The following is a 17,416-nucleotide window of genomic DNA, read 5'->3' as shown; positions in this document are numbered from 1 at the left end:
TTATCCCTTCACCGCGCCGAGCGACAGGCCTTCGACGAGGTAGCGCTGGGCGTAGAGTGCAAGTGCGAGCGTCGGCGTGACCGAAAGCACGATGGCCGCGGCGATCTGCCCGTATTGGATGCCCGAGGACGTGACGAAGGCGAGCGCGCCCACCGTCACCGGCTGCTTGTCGGCGGAGGCCAGCACCAGCGCGAAGACGAAATTGTTCCACGCGAAGATGAAGGCGAGCAGGCCGGCAGCGGCAATGCCGGGTCCTGCCAGCGGCAGGGCGATCTTTCGGAAGGTCGCAAACCAGGAATGACCGGCGATGCGATAGGCATATTCGACGTCGGCCGAGATATCCTCGAAATAGCCGCGCACGATCCAGAGGATGAGCGGCAGGCAGATCAACTGATAGACCCAGATCAGGCCAAAGTAAGTGTTGGAGAGGCCGAGCCACTGGAAATACTGCGTCAGCGGCAGGAGGACCAGCAGCGGCGGCGCGAAGCGGAAGGATAGAAGCGTAAAGGCGATGTCTTCCGAGCCCCTGAACTTGTGGCGGGCGAAGGCATAGGCCGCGGGCACGCCAAGCACCAGCGAGACAGCGACGGAGGCAACCGACAGGAAGATCGAGTTGCCGAGATTGCTCATGAAGGCGATGTCGAGCGTACCGGCGGCCGTCTGCAGCTTGCCGGTGATCAGCGCCGCATAGTTCGAAAGCGTCGGCGTGAAGATGACCGAGGGCGGGATGGCGAGGATTGTCTCGTTCGTCTGGAACGACATCAGGAAGATCCAGAAGATCGGGAACATGAAGAAGACGACGACGAGCGTAAGGGCGAGACCGCGCAGGGCCCGTTCGAGCGGAGACATGGTTTCCATTGGAACCTCCTTACGCTTCGCCGCGAGCGCGTTCGCGCAGGCGCAGCCAGTTCTTGATGAAGACGTTGGACAGCGTGTAGGTGATCGCCCACAGGATGATCAGCAGCGCCGCCGAACGGCCGACATTGGTCGACTGGAAGAAATTGAGATAGGCCTCGACCTGGAAGACGGTAAGCGTGTTGCCCGGCCCCCCTTGGGTCATCGCATAGATGATGTCGAATTGCTGGATACTGTCGAGCAGCCGGAAGAGCGTCGCCGTCAGAATGTAAGGCGTCAGCATCGGCAGCGTAATGCGGAAGAAGACGAAGCTGCGCGGCACGCCGTCGAGGGCTGCCGCCTCGAAGGGCTGGGTCGGCAGCGAGCGCAGCCCCGCAAGCAACAGGATCATGATGAAAGGCGTATAGACCCAGATATCGACGAGCACGACGGTAAGCAGTGCCGTGTCCGGCGAGGACGCCCAGCGAAAATCATGCAGGCCGATGAGGCTTGCAAGGTAGCTGAGGATGCCGAAGCTCGGATTGGTCATCAGCTTCCACATCAGCGCGGCGAGCGCCGGCGCGATCATCAGCGGCAGGAGCAGCATGATCGAGATGAAATTGTTGACCGCCGAGCGGCGCTGCAAGAGCAGCGCAATGCCGAGACCGAGCAGCAGCTCCAGCGTCACGGTGATGCCGGCATAGAGCAGCGATACCTTGAGCGTGTTCCAGAAGGCCGGGTCGGTGAAGAAGTTGAGGTAGTTTTCGCCCCAGTTGAACTGACGGCTCCAGGGCTGGCTCAGCCGGTAGCGCTGGAAGGAATAGACCACCGCCGTGAAGAACGGGATGAGGATGCCGATGCAGACGAGCAGCGCCGGCAGGCTCAGCACATAGGGAAGCATCTTCCTGCTGATCCTGAAGCCGGAGGCCGGTCTGCGAAGGGTTTCTGTTGAAGCCATGTCGAGCTCCGTTCCTGAAGTCTTGAAGAAAGCACGCGGCACGCGGAAGCTCGAGCCCGCGCCAGTCCTCGGCATCTCAGGTTGTCTTTGGAGCTCGGCGCCTCGCGCCAGATCGGCTCCCACGTTTTGGCTTCCGACGACCGGGATCGTCGCAAGCCGGCCATGACAGGCATCTCGGGATGCCCGGCGCCACTGGAGCGCCGTGCGTTCGTACGAACGCACGAAGGACGCTCTAGCACTTTGATTCTAGAGCATCTTTCTGCCTCGCGTGGTTCCACTTGAGGGCAGAATGCTCTAGGGCGCCGGGCATCGCTTGGGAGGCCTATCAGCCGAGACCCGCCTCTTGGAGCTGGCGGTTGATGCTTTCTGCGAGCTGGTCGAGACCTTCGTCGACCGGCACCTGCTTGGCGACCATCTTCTGCAGCGTCGCCGCCCATTCGGTGGTGACGTCGAAGAACAGCGGCTGCGGCGTGAACTTGATGGAGGCGCCGGCGGCCGAAGCGTCGAACATTTCGACATAGCCCGGATAGCTCTTGTTCAGCTTCTCGCGGAAGATCTCGTCCTTCCAGATCGACTGGCGAACCGGATCGACGAAGTCCATCTTGGTGGCGCCGAACAGCGCATGTTCCGGACCGGAAGCCCATTGCAGGAAGTACCAGGTGGCGTCCTTGTCCTTGGAGAAGTTGGACATGGCGAGCGACCAGATCCAGATGTTCGGGGTCGAGGCCGTGGCTTCCGGGTTGGCGGCAAAGGCGGCATAGCCGAGCTTGCCGGCCATCTTGTTGTCGCCGCCGTTCATGAAGTAGCCCAGGCAATCGGCGTCGAAGATCATGGCCGAGGCGCCGGCGCCAAGGTCGGTGCCCACCTGGTACCAGGTATAGGTCGACCAGTCCTTCGGGCCGCTTTCCTGGATCATCTGCACGAACTTGGCGTGGTACGCCTTGGATTCGGCGGTGTTCATCGCCGCCGACAGCTTGCCGTCGGCCGAAACGTTCAGGTCCTTCTGGTTGAAATTGGCATAGCCCGACAGGAAGCCGGGATGGATCGTCGCCCAGGAGCGCGAACCACGCACGCCGATGCCGTAGATGCCGCCGATGTCCTTCTGCAGCTTGGCCGCGACCGCGATCATGTCGTCAAGGTTCTTCGGCAGTTCGACGCCGGCCTTGTCGAACATCTCGCGGTTATAGGTGATGTTGTTCTGTTCGAACGCCCACGGGATACACCATTGCTTGGCATCTTCCGAACCCAGCGCCCCGCCCGGCTGGCCGTTCCAGGCGCAGGAGTTCTTCACGCCGACGAGGAAATCGTCCCAATTGTAGTTGGGGTTGGTCTTGGTCGGATCCTTGATCCATTCGTTGAGGTCGGCGATCCAGCCGGCCGGACCATAGGTCCAGGTCATGTAGGCGCCGGTCATGAAGGCGTCGTATTCGGCCGAGCCCGACGACAGCGCCGCCGTCACCTTGTCGAAATAGACGTCTTCGGGAAACACGTCGTAGGTGATCTCGATGCCGGTCAGATCCTTGAAGGCCTGCAGGTTGGCGATCATCGCATCGGCGTAGGGGTGCTTGTTCAGAAGCAGCTTCAGCTTCTTGCCGGAATGGGCCTTCCAGTCGAAATCGGCGGCCAGCGCCCGGGTCGACATCATGTTGAACAACGTGCCGGCCGTGCCGGCCGTCAAGCCTGCCGCGCCCAATCCCTTGAGCATGCCGCGGCGGTCCACCTCCCCACGCAGGAACGCGCTGATGAGGTCCTTCTCCTTCTCGTACATTCGTCTTCTCCTCCGTTGCGGGTATGATTGCAGTGCCGGCTACCCCACCGGTATTCCTCCCTTTGAGACCTGGACGGCAGATCCTCCCTGCCCTCCCCATGGCCTCGAATGTCTCAGCGCCTCATGCGCTGCGGGCGGCCAGCGCCCGTGCGGTCCGCTCATCGGTGATGAGGCCGCTCAGGTGTCCGCTGCCAAGCACCGCGCGAATGGCCGGCACCTTGATCTTGCCGCCGGCAACGGCAACCGCGCGGCGGTTCTTCAGGTCCTCGCGGCTGAGCGTGAAGGTGCGGTCGGATAGCGCCGTTTCGACCGGCGCCCCATCCTCGTCGAAGAAGTGGCCGAGCAATTCGCCCATCGCCCCGCCCTTCTGGATCTCCTCGATCTCGCTGGTCTCGATCATGCCGGTCGAGACCAGCGACGCCTCGCGCTCGACGGTTCCGATGCCGACCATCAGCAGGTCGGCGGTCTTGGCGAGATCGAAGACCTCGCGCACGCCGCGCTGGCTGAAGAGCACGTCGCGATCCTCGACCGTGTTGGCGAAGAACGGCACCGGCATGACATAGGCTTCCGCGCCGGTGCGCTCGGCCAACCGGTGGATCACGTCATGCGGATTGGCCGAAAACTTGCGGGTCAGACCGCCGAGCAGCGAGACGAAGCGGGTGTTGCCGCTCGCCATGCGCGGCAGATATTCGACGCAGGCCGCGAGCGTACGGCCATGGCCGACGCCGACCAGCGCCGTTTCGCCGCGCTCGATCTCGCGCTTCAGGAACTGCGCGCCGGAAATGCCGAGCGCCTTCAGCGGCAGATCGTCGGAATCGAAGTCCGGCACCACCTCGCAATAGTCGAGGCCGTAGCGCGCCGAAAGCGCCTGTTCGAGTTCGACGCATTCGGAGACTTCGCCGTCGATATAGACCTTCACCAGCCCTTCTTGGTTGGCCTTCATGATCAGCCGATGGGCTTTCAGCGAGGTGAGACCCAACCGCTTGGCAACCTCGGCCTGGGTCAGGCCGCCGGCATAGTGCAGCCAGGCCGCCCGCGTCGCCATGCTGGTCTCGTCATCCCGAATGCCTGCGCCACCGATGATCGTCATTGTCTCCACCCGCGTCTCTTGTTGCGCTGCATGATATTTTTTGCACCGCGTGATATTTTTATCCGCTGATGAAAGAAATTTCATGACCTGAAAAAAATGTCAAGAGCGATCGACAAGGCGACCGTTCACGTTTGTGGAGGAGAGCGGATGGAAGCGCGCTGCCGCACGTGCGTGGAGCAGCGAGGAGCCGGTGAGGAAAGAGACTTTGGAATGGACGCGCTGACGGTCCGCGTCCCTCACCGGCGTGGCCGCCGGAGGTGCTGGAGCGCGCCCGCTATTGCCCGAGGTTTCTCAGATAGAGCGACAGCAATTGCGTCTGCGAGGAGATGCCGAGCTTGCGGTAGACGTTGCGGCGGTGGACCTTGACCGTGCCGGTGGAGATGCCGAGCCTGAGGCCGATCGATTCCGACGAATGGCCCTGCAGCACCAGTTCGATGATCGCGGATTCCCGTTCCGTCAGGTTCAGATGCTGCCAGACGCCATCGGCCGGCGGATGCGTCGCCTTGCGGCGGCTGCGGCCGTTTTTCGCCAGCGCCGCATCGAATCGCCGGCCGAGACCCGCCCAGTGGTGGCGTACGAGGCCGGCGACCAAGGGCTCGACCTTCTTCAGCAGCGCAAACTCCGCCGCGCTGAACGGCCCCGTCGCCTCACGCCGCATCAAGGAGAGCACGATGGTGATCTGCTCGTCGAGCGGCACGAAGAAGCCGACCTCCTCGGCAAGCCCCGTCTGCACGTAATAGGTGCGGTAGTATTCCGACGAGAAGAACCGGTCGGGCGCGAGCTCGCGCATCCGCCAGACGCCGGGCTTGCCCTGCGACGCCGCATGGTAGAACGGATCGAGCAGATAAGGCCCCGCCTGGTAGAGGCTGACGAAGAGCACATGGTCCTTGGCGTTGAAGGTGCTGTAGAGATCGATCGGCCGTTCCTTGCCGCGATAGGCGAAGACGACGACATAGTCGAAAGTCATCAGCGTCGACATCAACCGCCGATAGGTGGTGCCGACGGCCTCGTCTTCCAGCGGCGCGCCCGTCACCAGCGGCGCCATGACCTGAAAAAGTCCTTCGAGATCGACGCTCAAACCGCTCCCCCGGTCAATGCCTGCCGCTTCAGGGGTATACTCCTCACACAGAGCTTCTCACGTTGAAATACCTCTCTCGGGGTATATACCGGCAGGCCACGCGGTGACTAGGCTGCGTGTCAATGACGGTGGAGTGCCGGGACGGGAGATTCCTGGCGACATCCGATAACAACCGCAGGGAACAAACGTGACATCCGCTTCGACGAACGACATCGAATTCCGTTCGGTCGCCAAACGCTATGGCGCCGTGACGGCCGTATCGGACATCAATCTCGAGGTGCCGCGCGGCGCCTTCATGGCGCTGCTGGGCCCCTCCGGCTGCGGCAAGACCACGTGTCTGCGCATGATCGGCGGCTTCGAGCAGCCGAGCGAGGGTACGGTCTTCATCAGCGGCGAGCCGATGAACGGCGTGGCCGCCTACCGCCGCCCGGTCAACATGGTGTTCCAGCACTATGCGCTGTTCCCGCACCTCGATGTCGAGCAGAACGTCTCCTACGGCTTGAGGCAGATGCGGCCGCGCATCGCCGCCGGCGAGATCACCCGGCGCGCCCAGGAAGCGCTGGAAATGGTGCGGCTCGGCGGCTTCGGCAAGCGTCGCATCCACGAAATGTCCGGCGGCCAGCAGCAACGCGTGGCGCTTGCCCGCGCCATCGTCAACAAGCCGAAGGTGCTGCTGCTCGACGAGCCCTTGGCGGCCCTCGACAAGAAGCTGCGCACCGCCATGCAGATCGAACTGCAGACGCTGCAGCGCGATCTCGGCATTACCTTCGTGCTCGTCACCCACGACCAGGAGGAAGCGCTGTCGATGAGCGATTTCGTCTGCGTCATGAATGCCGGTCGCATCGTCCAGGTCGGGCCGCCGCAGGAAATCTACGACCGCCCGGCGAGCCTCTTCGTCGCCGATTTCGTCGGCAAGACCAACCGGATCTCAGCCACCGTCGACGGCAATGCCTCGGTCCGGTTTGCCAACGGCGCCCGCTTCGCCGCCCCGGCGGTCAACGGCACCAGGGGCGCTGCCATGGTGGCCTTGCGGCCGGAGGCGATCCACCTGACGCGCAATGGCGCCGCCAGCGCAGACACGCTCGCCGGCACCGTCACGCACCGCATCTTCCTCGGATCGGCGGTCGAATATTCGGTCGCGGTTGACGGGCTCGGTGACTTCCTGGTGACGGCCGACCGCCGCACGCTTGGCGACGGCGAGCTCGTCGAACCCGGTGAAAAGGTCGGCCTCGCCTTCGATCCGAATGCGCTGCACGTCTTTCCAGCCTGAAATCTCTTGCCGCCTAAAACCGGCGGCACCTTCGCATGTACGTCAAACGATAAAGGGAACAGCGTCATGAGCAAATGGTACAGAGAAAATGCCCCTATCACCGCCGATCAGCTCGCCGACGAACTGATGCGCCTGAAGCGCGGCTCGGTCACCCGCCGCCACTTCCTCGGCGTCACCGGCCTCGGGCTTGCGACCGCGGTGCTCGCGCGCCAGCCGGGCCTCTTCAATTCCACCGCCTTTGCCGGCGACCTCGGCACGCAGATGTCGATCGCCACCTGGCCGAACTACCATGACCCCGCGACCTTCGAGGCCTTCCAGGCGGCAACCGGCGTTGCCGTCGAGGTCAACGTCTTCGGCTCGAACGAAGAGATGCTGGCGAAACTGCAGGCCGGCGGCACCGGCTGGGACCTCTTCGTTCCCACCAACTACACGATCTCGACCTATGTGAAGCTCGGCCTCATCGACGAACTCGATCTTTCCAAGCTGCCGAACTACGACGCCTCCACCGAGACGGCCCGCTTCACCAACGAAGGCATCGTCGACAGCAAGACCTATGCCGTGCCGAAAAACTGGGGCACGACCGGTATCGCGGTCAACTCCGGCAAGATCAAGAAGCCGGTGACCAGCTGGAAGGACTTTTTCGAGATCGCCATGACCGAGGCCGACGGCCGCGCCATGGTCCACGACTACCAGCTCACCACCATCGGCAATGCGCTGGTCTCGCTCGGCTACTCCTTCAATTCGATCAAGCCGGAGGAACTCGCCAAGGCCGAAGAACTGCTGATCAAGGTGAAGCCGCATCTCTACGCCATCAACAGCGACTACCAGCCGTCGATGCGCGCCACCGATGCCTGGATGACCATGTGCTGGACCAATGACGGCGCCCAGCTCAACCGCGACATGCCGGAAATCCAGTTCACGCTCGGCAAGGACGGCGGCGAGATCTGGTCGGATTTCTACGCGATCCCGAAAAGCGCCGCCAACAAGGCGGCCGGTTACGCGCTGCTCAACTACCTGATGACGCCGGAAAACGCCGTCAAGGAACACATCGCCAACGGCGCGCCGACCACCGACAGCCGCGTTCTGAAGCTGCTGCCGGCCGACGTTACCTCGAACAAGATCGTCTATCCGGACGAGGCAGCGCTGACGCCGCTCGAATTCGGCGCCGCCGTCACCCTCACCGACCCCGGCCGCGCCGAGCTGATGGCGCGCTTCAAGTCGGCTTGATCTGCCATCCGGCTGCCCCACGCGGAAAGGGAGCGCCCATCATCGGCGCGGTGAGGAGAACGCCCCTCATCCGCCTGCCGGCACCTTCTCCCCGTTCTGACGGGGAGAAGGGACAAGCGGCAAGCCCCTCGCTCCCATCTCCCGCTTGGCATGCGTGGAGGCGAGCGGGAGCAACGAGTCCCCTTCGCCCCGCCTGCGGGGAGAAGGTGCCGGCAGGCGGATGAGGGGCCCTTCCCTTGCCGCGCGGGCCGAATTGCCATTGAAACTCAACGGATCCATTTTCATGACCGCGGCAACGAACACGAAGAGAAACCTGGTGACGGCGGCGCTGGTGGCGCCGGCCGCCGCCTGGCTGATGATCTTCCTCGTGCTGCCCTTCATCGCCATGCTGGTCTTCGCCTTTGGCGAGCGCGCACCGGAAGGCGGCTATCAGGCGGCCTTCACCTTTGCCCAGTTCGCCAACCTGCCGACGCGGGCGGCGGCTTTCTGGAACACGCTGATTCTCGCGCCGATCGGTGCGCTCGCCTGCCTGCTGATCGCCTATCCGGTTGCCTATTACCTCGCGGTCAAGGCGAACCCGCGCTACCGGCTGATCCTTGTCTCACTCGTCGTCGTGCCCTTCTGGACCAGCCTCTTGGTGCGCACCTATGCCTGGATGTACATCCTCGGCTCGCGCGGCATCCCGAACCTCTTGTCGATGATCGGCATCGAGGACGTGAGAATGCTGAACACGCCGGGCGCCGTCCTGCTCGGCATCGTCTACGGCTACCTGCCGCTGATGATCATGCCGATCTATGTCAGCCTCGAAAAACTCGACCGCCGCCTGCTCGAAGCCTCCGCCGACCTCGGCGCCAAGCCGGTCTCGACCTTCTTCGGCGTCACGCTGCCCCTGTCGCTGCCGGGCGTGATGACCGGCGTGGCGCTGGTGACGATCCTGCTGCTCGGCGAATATCTGATCCCGCAGCTCTTGGGCGGCGGCAAGGTGTTCTTCATCGGCAATGCGCTGGTCGATCTCTTCCTGCAATCGCGCAACTGGCCCTTCGGCTCGGCGATCGCCGTCACACTCGTTGCCGTCGTCGTCGTGGTGCTGATGGTGGCGATGCGCATCGCCTTCCGCGTCGCCGGAACAAGACAGGTGGATCTCGTCTGATGCGCGCCTTCATCTCTTCCGTCTATCTCTTCCTCTACGCGCCGATCGCGCTCGTCGTGCTGTTCTCCTTCAATGCGGGGCGCAATGCGAGCGAGTTCACCGGCTTTTCGACCGCCTGGTACGGCAAGGCGCTGACCAATACCTTTCTCGTCTCGGCGCTGCAGAACAGCCTGATGATCGCCTTCACCAGCGCCACGCTCGCGGCGGTCTTCGGCACCATGGCGGCGCTTGGCATGGAGCGGCTGGCGCCGCGCAACCGGGCGATCTTCGATGCGCTCTTTGCCGCAGCCATCGTCGTGCCCGGCGTCGTCATCGGCATCGCTACGCTGGTGGCGCTCGTCGCCGTCTTCTCCTTCGTCAATCCGGCGTTGGCAGCGATCTGGCCGGGTGAGCAGCCGCCGCAGCTCGGGCTCGGCTACGGTTCGATCATCGCCGCCCATGGCCTGTTCTCGATGGCGCTGGTGACGATGATCGTGAAGGCCCGCATCGCCAGCCTCGGCCGCGATATCGTCGAGGCCTCGAGCGACCTCTACGCGACACCGCTCACCACCTTCCGGCTGATCGTGCTGCCGCAGATCCTGCCGTCGATCCTTGCGGGCTTCCTCTTGGCCTTCACCTTCTCCTTCGACGATTTCATCATCGCCTTCTTCGTCGCGGGCTCGAAGACCACCCTGCCGATCTACGTCTTCGCCTCGATCCGCCGCGGCGTGACGCCCGAGATCAACGCGATCGCGACGCTGGTCCTCGTCGCCTCGCTGCTTCTGATCCTGACCGCCCGCATCCTGATGCGGGAGAAGAAAACGAAATCCGGGGAGTGAAACCATGATCCTGAAAGACCGGGTCGCGATCGTGACCGGAGCCGGCTCCGGGATCGGCCAGGCGGGTGCCTCAATCATGGCGCGCGAAGGCGCCCATGTCGTCGTCGTCGATCGCAGCCTTGCGGCCGCCAGCGCCACCGTCGATGGCATTGCCGTAACGGGCGGCAGCGCCGAGGCACTCGCCATCGACGTGACGGATGATGCAGCGCTCGCCGATGGCATCGCCGATATCCTCTATCGCCACAGCCGCATCGACATCCTGCACAACCATGCCGGCGCGCAGGTTGCGGGCGATCTGGAACAGGTCGAGATCCCGGGCTTCGACCGCTCCTGGAACCTCAACGTCCGCGCCCATTTCATGGCCGCACGCCTCGTCATGCCGTCGATGCGGGCCGCCGGCCGCGGCGTCATCGTCAACACGTCCTCCTCCTCAGGCGTGCTCTACGACCGCGAGATGATCGCCTATACCACGACCAAACACGCCGTCATCGCCATGACCAAGCAGATGGCCGGCGACTACGCCCGGCACGGCATCCGCGTCAACGCGCTCTGCCCGGGCTGGGTGGATACGCCCTTCAACGAGCCCTTCATCGCCCAAATGGGAGGCCGCGGCGCGATCGAAGCCTATATCCGCGAAAAGGTGCCGCTCGGCCGCTGGGCAAGCGTCGACGAGATCGCCGAGTCGATCCTCTTCCTCGTCTCCGACCGCTCCTCCTACATGACCGGCCAGATCCTCGTGGTGGATGGCGGCGAGACGGTGGTGTGAAGGTCAGGCGTTGAGGGATAGCCAGCGCAGTTCTGCCCCTCCGGGTGCTGACGAGCACAGGGATGAGGTTTGCGTGTGTAGCAGAACGCCGTCACGCCCCGGGAACGATACCCCGGCACGCCCAGGCCACCGACGCGAAGGACCGCAGGCCATCCGGCTGGCCGGCTTCGTAGGCGGCCCTCACGGCCGCGTCGACCTTCGCCCGCAGCGCCGGATCCAATGAGCCGACATATTTGCCGAGTGGTCCCTCGCCCGCAGCGATCGGCTGCCAAAAATCCTCGAACGACTGATAGTCCATCCGGATCAGGAGTGAGGTCTGCTCGACGTCCACGAGGCCATGTGCCTCAAAACTCTGCTTCATCTCGCCCGGCCGCATCATCGGCTGGAAACAATAGCGGCTGCGGACCTGAGCTGCCCTTTCATCCAGCATCGCGACCGTATCGAGCACCATCCGCATGCCCGACATACCGCCGAGATGATCCCAGACCGTAGCGGCGACCACGCCGCCCGGCCGCACGACACGGCGCATTTCGGCGACAGCCTTTTCCGCTTCCGGCACGAAATGCAGAACCAGAAGCGCCAGCGCCCGATCAAAATAGCCCTCCGGAAATGGCAGGTCGCAGGCATCAGCCTGCCGGATGTGGACCCTGGGATCGGTGTTACGCTGGGTCGCTGCCTCGACGAAGACAGGCGAAAAGTCGATTGCGGCAATCTCGCTGAGATTGGCCGCATGCGGCAATGCAAAAGTCAGACTGCCGGTGCCGCAGCCGACATCCAGCACCCGCTCACCGTCGGCAACGCCTGCGAAATCAATGAAGAGCGGCGCAAGCTGCCGGCTCCATCGCCCCATCAGTTGCTCGTAACCATCAGCACTCTGCACATTGAAGCTCGATGTCATGATCGCCTCCGGGCAGTGAGGCGTGCATTGTAACGTGGGGCAGGCGCGACACCAAGATACCGGCGTACCGCTTGAGCGCCGTAGCAACGGTGGGAGCAACAGTTGTCAGATCGCCTGCAAGGTCAGGAAGGTTGAGGCGTCGGAAACGGGTTACTCGGGATTTGTTGCAACAATTCCGCCAATCGTTGCTGCCAATGCGGATTGCGCTGTCTGAGCGGCTCTAAAGCGTCGCCTGACGCGTTCTCCATTTCGCTCATCAACGCGCACGATGATCGAGCCTCTGCAAGACGCCCAGCCGCCGCATAACAGCAGGCCAGCGTTTCATGGACCGGCCGCCATGCGGGGCGCACTTTTTGGGCCCTCACGGCAGCAGCGAGCGCGTTGGTTCCGTCGCCTGCAAACAAGTGGGCGAGCGCCAGAAAATTCAGCCAAACGAAGTTCTGCGGGTCGTTGGCGTTCAACATCAGACCGTGTTCCAGCGGCGCTATGGCACCAGACGCGCTCCCCCTAAACAGCTCCGCCATTCCCAGGACAAGGTGGCCAAGGGCGAAACTCGGACTGATCTCGATCGCCCTTTCGGCGGCAAGGACCGCCTGCTCAGGCGCATTCGCATACGCGCTGCAGATCGCCAGCGCATAGTGTGTGTACGGGTTCTTTTCGTCGAGCCGAACTGCCGCCAAGGCGGCGTCCAAACCCTCCTTGATGTCATCGGAAGGACGCTCGCTCCACCCGTAGGCGACGATGCCTGCGCTCACGCGACCAAGCCAGAGATGCGCTTCGGCAAGTTCGGGGTCAAGCCGACACGCCTCCCTGAACAGCTCTCGTGCAATCAGGTGGGTCTGCCGGCCAACCTGGTGGAAATACCAGGTCCCCTGCCGCACGATCTCCCACGCCGTCAAGTTCCCCGTGTGCCGCGCCGACGAGGGGAATGATGCCGTCTTCAACAGTTCCGGTTCAATCGCACCTGCAACCCTCTCTGCGATGGCGTCTTGAACTGCGAATGCCTCTTCCATTTCCAGGTCATACCGTTCGGCCCACACTTGGCTGGCCAAGGTGGTTTCGACCAGTTGCGTGGAGACCCGAAGACGGCCGCCGGAGCGGCGCACGCTTCCTTCGAGCACGTAATCGACACCCAGGTCTCGGCCCACCTGCTTGGCACTCACCGACTTGTGCTTGTAGACGAAACTTGAATTGCGCCCGATGACCCGAAACCACCGAAATCTCGTGAGCGCGGTGATCACGTCTTCGGTGATACCATCGACCAGATACGACTGTTGCGTGTCACTGCTCAAATTTGCAAACGGTAGGACCACGATCGATGGTCTGCCCGGGTTCGCGGGCGAACCTGGCAACGCAGGCGGCGCATCAGCGGCAACCGCATGCAGGCTTTTCACCCGGGCGGCAAAACGATACCCCGCACGCGGCACGGTGGCGATCCATTCGTTCCCCTCCGGTCGCGGGCCCAGCATCTTGCGCAAGGCAGCGATCTGAACCGAGAGATTGCTCTCCTCAACGATAGCCTCCGGCCAGGCTGCCTCCATCAGCGCGGACTTGCTCACGACCTGCATCGACGCTCGCACCAGCGCGTGCAGCAGCAACAAGCCCTTATGGCCAATTGCGACCCGCCGCCCTTCACACGTCAGGGCGCCAAGCTGCATGTCGAGGATGAATGTCCCGAACGCGAACAGTTGCGGCTCGACGCGATCGTCCACGACGTCTTCGGAAGAATTCGGAACTTTTCGCCCTCCCATTCAGGACTCCAGCCGGTCTTCTTGCGATCCTTTTGCGCAGGTCACCAGACTACCACAGAGGAGACCGAAACATGACGATTTCAAAAGAACGAACCGACGCGCGTCCAGGCTTCTCGCGGGGCAAGGCCCTCGTGTCCAAAGGGGACGCCGGTTACCGCGCTGAACAGGGGCCCGATTACATGCCCGGAATTAGTGCGGAGTCGGTTGGCTCCACGACACTGTGGCTCGGTATTGCTACGATCCCGCCTGGAAAGCGCACCAAGGCGCATGTGCATGAGCGCCACGAGACTGCCTTCTACATGTTGAGCGGTGAAGAGTTGGAACTATGGAGTGGCGATCAACTCCAGCACCGGGATGTGATGCACCCAGGAGATTATCTGTACATCCCTGCCAATGTGTTGCACGTAGCCGTCAATCGAGGTGCCCAGCCAGCCGTTTTTGTCGGGGCGCGCAACGAGCCAACCGCGCAGGAGAGCGTTGTTCTCTATCCTGAAATGGATTCCAGAGTGCCGTGACAGGTGTGAGACAACTTGGCAAAGCCGCAGGTCCTCACACCTTCACGTGCCCGATGCCCTTGGCGGCGATCTCCTCCAAACTCTCGTCATACCCCGCATCGGCATAGCGGATGACGCCGAGCGCGGTGTCGTTGGCGAGCGCATGGTCGAGCCGCTCGTCGGCGGCCATTGTGCCATCGGCAACGACCGTCACGCCGCAACTCGTCATGTAGCCGGCATAGCCGCCACCGCCGGAATGCACGACGACGAGATCGGCCATGGACGAGCAGAGCAGCATCGCGTCGAGAAGCGGCCAGTCGGCGATCGCGTCCGAGCCGTCCTTCATCCGCTCGGTCATGATGTTGGGGTGCGCCATGGCGCCGGCGTCGAGATGGTCGCGGGAAAACGCAACCGGCCCCTTGAGCTCGCCGGATGCGACCAGCTCGTTGACGCGCCGCGCCAGCGCCGTGCGCTCGCCGTGACCGAGCCAGGCGATGCGCGCCGGCAGGCCCTCGAACGGGATATGCTGCCGCGCCAGCCTGATCCAGTTGGTGATGATTTTGTTGTCCGGGAACATTTCCAAGAGCAGATCGTCGATGCGGGCGATGTCGCTCTCTTCACCCGACAGTGCCATCCAGCGGAACGGGCCGATGGCGCGGGCAAAGAGCGGGCGCAGATAGGCTTCGGTGAAGATCGGGATGTCGAAGGCATTGGCAACACCGCCCTCGCGCGCCTGGGTGCGAATGAGGTTGCCGTTGTCGAAGACCTCCGCGCCCTTTTTCTGGAAGTCGAGCATCGCCTTCACATGCTCGACGATCGAGGCGCGGCTTGCCGCCATCAATTGCCCCTGGCCGTCGTCGCGCAGCGATTTCACCTGCTCAAGGCTCATGCCCTTCGGCACGTAGCCATAGACGAGATCATGCGCCGAGGTCTGATCGGTCACCACGTCAGGCACGATGCCGCGCCGCGCGATCTCCGGATAGATCTCCGCCGCATTGCCGACGAGGCCGACGGAGAGCGCCCGCTTCTCTTTCACCGCCGCGTCGATCATCGAGAGCGCCGCGTCGAGATCGGGCGCGATCTCCTGGAGATAGCCGATCTCCCGGCGCTTCTTCCCCCGTTCCGCATCGATGTCGACACAGAGGATCGCCGCCCCCGCCATGCGGCCCGCAAGTGGCTGCGCGCCTCCCATGCCGCCAAGCCCCGCCGTCAGCACGAAGCGGCCGGAGAGATCGCCGCCGAAACGGCGCTCGGCAATGCGCATGAAGATCTCGTAGGTGCCCTGGATCACGCCCTGACTGCCGATATATTGCCAGGCGCCGGCCGTCAGCCCGCCCCAGCAAATCAGCCCCTTGCGCTGAAGCTCGTAGAAAACCTCGGCCTTTGCCCATTGCCCGACGATGTTGCAATTGGCCATGATGACGAGCGGCGCCTTGGCATGGGTCTTCAAGAGGCCGACCGGTTTGCCCGACTGGATGATGAGCGTCTGGTCCTCGTCCATTTCGGTGAGCGTCCTGACGATGGCGCGATGCGCCGGCCAGTTGCGCGCCGCCTTGCCGAGCGCGGCATAGACGACGAGATTGTCGGGATCCTCGCCGACCGCAAGCACGTTTTCGAGGAGCCGCAGCAGCGCTTCCTGCCGCCAGCCCTTGGCGCGCAGCTCCGGCCCGCCGGGGATCGGAAAACCAGGATGACGGGGATTGGCCTTGGGCATCGTCTCGTTCCTCTTTGTCGTCTCGGCAGGGTCGTTGTCCCCACTCATTCATGGCGGCGAGAGGTCGCTGCTCCCTCTCTCATGGTGGCAAAGATGGCCGCTCTTCACTTGTGATGGCGAAGTTGGCTGCCCTTCAATGCTCAGGGCGGAAACTCGCCCCTTCTATTTCGGCGGCAGCGTCTCCACGAAAGCAATCGCGCCATCGATCAGACGCCGGCGCAGCGCATCGTCGCCATAGGCATCGGCACCTGCACGTACCCAGCCGTGCATCGCCCGCCCGTTCATCACCATCAGCTCGATATCGGGAAGCGCGAGCGCCCAGCCGTCATTGCCCTTGCCGAGCCTGACGAGCAGCGAGCCCTCACGTGCGCCGAGCAGCAAGTTGCCGCGAAGCAGATAAGCCCAGCCGCCGAACATTGCCTTCTCCGAAAGCCCGGATCGGTCGCCGAGTTCTTCCCGGATCAGCTCTTCCAGTCCTGCATCGCGCGCCATGACATCGCTCCCATCAATTTCCGGAAAGCGCGTAACGGGCGAGCTCGATGCCCATCGCCTTTTCGACCGACGGATAGACCGTTGGGTCGAGCACGCTGGAGGACAGCGGGATCACCGTCTTCGGCACATGCAGCACGAAGATCTTCATGCCGACTTGAAGCTGCCCGACACTTAAGGGCTCGCCCTCCGACGCCAGCGTGGTGATGACGTCGGGGAAGGTTGCCAGCCGCCGGCCTTCCGCAGAGTCAACCGCCATATATTCGTTCATCACGTGCAATACCGTGGAGTCGGCGCCCTTCCCCAGCGTCACCGTGCCGATGTCGAAGGCTTCCTTGGTATAGACAACCGATTTGTCGGTGATCGTGCCTTCGGCAAGGATTGCGCCATTGGTGGTCTGGACGATCGCATCGATCACCGCGCTGCCGCCCTTCGCTTCGGCCGCGATGATCGCCTCGCCGAGCCTGAGCGCCAGCGAGATGCCACCGAGCGCCGCATTGGCCTTCACATAGGACGCCCTGACCGGATTGCGGCAGGAGGCAATGAAGCCGCCGGACATGTCCGAGGCGGTGCGCAGGACAGGTGAGACCTTGGCGGTGGCGCCGCGCACCACAAGCTCGATGTAGCGGTTTTCCTCGCGGTTTCCGCCAACGGCCGTCTGGATCATCGGTTCCGGAGATCCGGCAAGGCCGATCGAGCCCATGTCGCCGGTCGGGTGCGCGCGGATGTCGCCGACGGCATCCACCACCTTGGTGCCGAGGATCGCCGAAGGCAGCCAGCCATTCAGCGTCGAGGACTTGCCGTTCTGGCCGATGATCAGGCCCGAAAGCTTCTCGCCAAGTGCCTCCTGCAGAAGTTGCACGGCCTTGACGTAGTCGACGCCGCGCATCTCCCAGGGCGTGGTCGAAGCGGGCGCACCGATCGCGGCCGCCGTCGCCACCCAGTCGTTGGCGTCGAGTTCGTCGATCGAGACGAGCTCAGGCTTGCCGATCGAGACCGCGGCATATCCCAGCATGCGGCCATGATCGGCCCAGCCGCCGCCGCCCGCCGCATAGACGGAACCGCCCTTGACCGCCGCCTCGACGTCCTTCTCCTTCAGTATCCGGCCCAT

At 63.4% G+C, this 17,416-nt stretch carries 16 protein-coding genes; 6 read left to right on the top strand and 10 right to left on the bottom strand.

Annotated elements, in window-relative coordinates; genetic code table 11:
• The 5 genes from ACQ5BM_RS00480 to ACQ5BM_RS00460 all read right to left on the bottom strand — a co-directional run bounded on the left by ACQ5BM_RS00480 (position 1) and on the right by ACQ5BM_RS00460 (position 5,695).
• On the bottom strand, positions 1-858 hold the full coding sequence (locus ACQ5BM_RS00480) for a carbohydrate ABC transporter permease (RefSeq protein WP_173517254.1): 858 nt from the start codon (positions 856-858) through the stop codon (positions 1-3).
• A 10-nt stretch (positions 859-868) separates the two neighbouring features.
• Entirely contained in the window at positions 869-1,792 is a 924-nt protein-coding gene (locus ACQ5BM_RS00475) for a carbohydrate ABC transporter permease (protein WP_429806471.1), read from the bottom strand.
• 325 nt (positions 1,793-2,117) lie between these two features.
• Positions 2,118-3,560: an extracellular solute-binding protein gene (locus tag ACQ5BM_RS00470; RefSeq protein WP_429806469.1), complete on the bottom strand. Its 1,443-nt coding sequence runs from the start codon at positions 3,558-3,560 to the stop codon at positions 2,118-2,120.
• A gap of 121 nt (positions 3,561-3,681) precedes the next feature.
• A complete protein-coding gene (locus ACQ5BM_RS00465) occupies positions 3,682-4,650 on the bottom strand; it encodes a sugar-binding transcriptional regulator (RefSeq protein ID WP_429806467.1) in 969 nt (322 codons plus the stop codon).
• Positions 4,651-4,924: 274 nt separating this feature from the next.
• Positions 4,925-5,695: a helix-turn-helix transcriptional regulator gene (locus ACQ5BM_RS00460; protein WP_429807638.1), complete on the bottom strand. Its 771-nt coding sequence runs from the start codon at positions 5,693-5,695 to the stop codon at positions 4,925-4,927.
• Positions 5,696-5,915: 220 nt separating this feature from the next.
• Here ACQ5BM_RS00460 and ACQ5BM_RS00455 point away from each other — a divergent pair, with 220 nt between their 5' ends.
• The 5 genes from ACQ5BM_RS00455 to ACQ5BM_RS00435 all read left to right on the top strand — a co-directional run bounded on the left by ACQ5BM_RS00455 (position 5,916) and on the right by ACQ5BM_RS00435 (position 10,959).
• Positions 5,916-6,998 carry an ABC transporter ATP-binding protein gene (locus ACQ5BM_RS00455; protein WP_429806465.1) on the top strand — a complete coding sequence of 361 codons (1,083 nt, stop codon included), beginning with the start codon at positions 5,916-5,918 and terminating at the stop codon, positions 6,996-6,998.
• A 66-nt stretch (positions 6,999-7,064) separates the two neighbouring features.
• Positions 7,065-8,225, top strand: a complete 1,161-nt coding sequence (locus ACQ5BM_RS00450; protein WP_429806464.1) for a polyamine ABC transporter substrate-binding protein — start codon at positions 7,065-7,067, stop codon at positions 8,223-8,225.
• 283 nt (positions 8,226-8,508) lie between these two features.
• Positions 8,509-9,375 (top strand): ABC transporter permease, encoded by an 867-nt coding sequence (locus ACQ5BM_RS00445; protein WP_429806462.1) that lies wholly within the window; start codon positions 8,509-8,511, stop codon positions 9,373-9,375.
• On the top strand, positions 9,375-10,193 hold the full coding sequence (locus ACQ5BM_RS00440) for an ABC transporter permease (RefSeq protein ID WP_429806460.1): 819 nt from the start codon (positions 9,375-9,377) through the stop codon (positions 10,191-10,193). Before ACQ5BM_RS00445 ends, ACQ5BM_RS00440 begins: the two co-directional genes overlap by 1 nt.
• 4 nt (positions 10,194-10,197) lie before the next feature.
• The gene (locus ACQ5BM_RS00435) at positions 10,198-10,959 is read left to right on the top strand and encodes an SDR family NAD(P)-dependent oxidoreductase (RefSeq protein WP_429806458.1); all 762 of its coding nucleotides are present in this window, start codon (positions 10,198-10,200) and stop codon (positions 10,957-10,959) included.
• Positions 10,960-11,050: 91 nt separating this feature from the next.
• Here the strand turns inward: ACQ5BM_RS00435 and ACQ5BM_RS00430 are convergent, their stop codons facing one another.
• Positions 11,051-11,857, bottom strand: coding sequence for a class I SAM-dependent methyltransferase (locus ACQ5BM_RS00430; RefSeq protein WP_429806457.1), 807 nt, complete (start codon positions 11,855-11,857; stop codon positions 11,051-11,053).
• A gap of 122 nt (positions 11,858-11,979) precedes the next feature.
• Positions 11,980-13,608 carry a winged helix-turn-helix domain-containing tetratricopeptide repeat protein gene (locus ACQ5BM_RS00425; RefSeq protein WP_429806455.1) on the bottom strand — a complete coding sequence of 543 codons (1,629 nt, stop codon included), beginning with the start codon at positions 13,606-13,608 and terminating at the stop codon, positions 11,980-11,982.
• A gap of 71 nt (positions 13,609-13,679) precedes the next feature.
• Here ACQ5BM_RS00425 and ACQ5BM_RS00420 point away from each other — a divergent pair, with 71 nt between their 5' ends.
• Positions 13,680-14,123 carry a cupin domain-containing protein gene (locus ACQ5BM_RS00420; RefSeq protein ID WP_429806453.1) on the top strand — a complete coding sequence of 148 codons (444 nt, stop codon included), beginning with the start codon at positions 13,680-13,682 and terminating at the stop codon, positions 14,121-14,123.
• Between the two features lie 34 nt (positions 14,124-14,157).
• Here the strand turns inward: ACQ5BM_RS00420 and ACQ5BM_RS00415 are convergent, their stop codons facing one another.
• The 3 genes from ACQ5BM_RS00415 to ACQ5BM_RS00405 all read right to left on the bottom strand — a co-directional run bounded on the left by ACQ5BM_RS00415 (position 14,158) and on the right by ACQ5BM_RS00405 (position 17,416).
• On the bottom strand, positions 14,158-15,816 hold the full coding sequence (locus ACQ5BM_RS00415; RefSeq protein ID WP_429806451.1) for a urocanate hydratase: 1,659 nt from the start codon (positions 15,814-15,816) through the stop codon (positions 14,158-14,160).
• Between the two features lie 162 nt (positions 15,817-15,978).
• Positions 15,979-16,308, bottom strand: coding sequence for a TfoX/Sxy family protein (locus ACQ5BM_RS00410; protein ID WP_429806449.1), 330 nt, complete (start codon positions 16,306-16,308; stop codon positions 15,979-15,981).
• Between the two features lie 13 nt (positions 16,309-16,321).
• Positions 16,322-17,416 (bottom strand): DUF917 domain-containing protein, encoded by a 1,095-nt coding sequence (locus ACQ5BM_RS00405; RefSeq protein WP_429806448.1) that lies wholly within the window; start codon positions 17,414-17,416, stop codon positions 16,322-16,324.

It is taken from the genome of Ensifer sp. B1-9, from assembly GCF_050474445.1.
GTDB lineage: Bacteria > Pseudomonadota > Alphaproteobacteria > Rhizobiales > Rhizobiaceae > Ensifer.
Note: the sequence above shows the minus strand (reverse complement) of the source record. Positions and strands in the feature narration are given on the sequence as shown.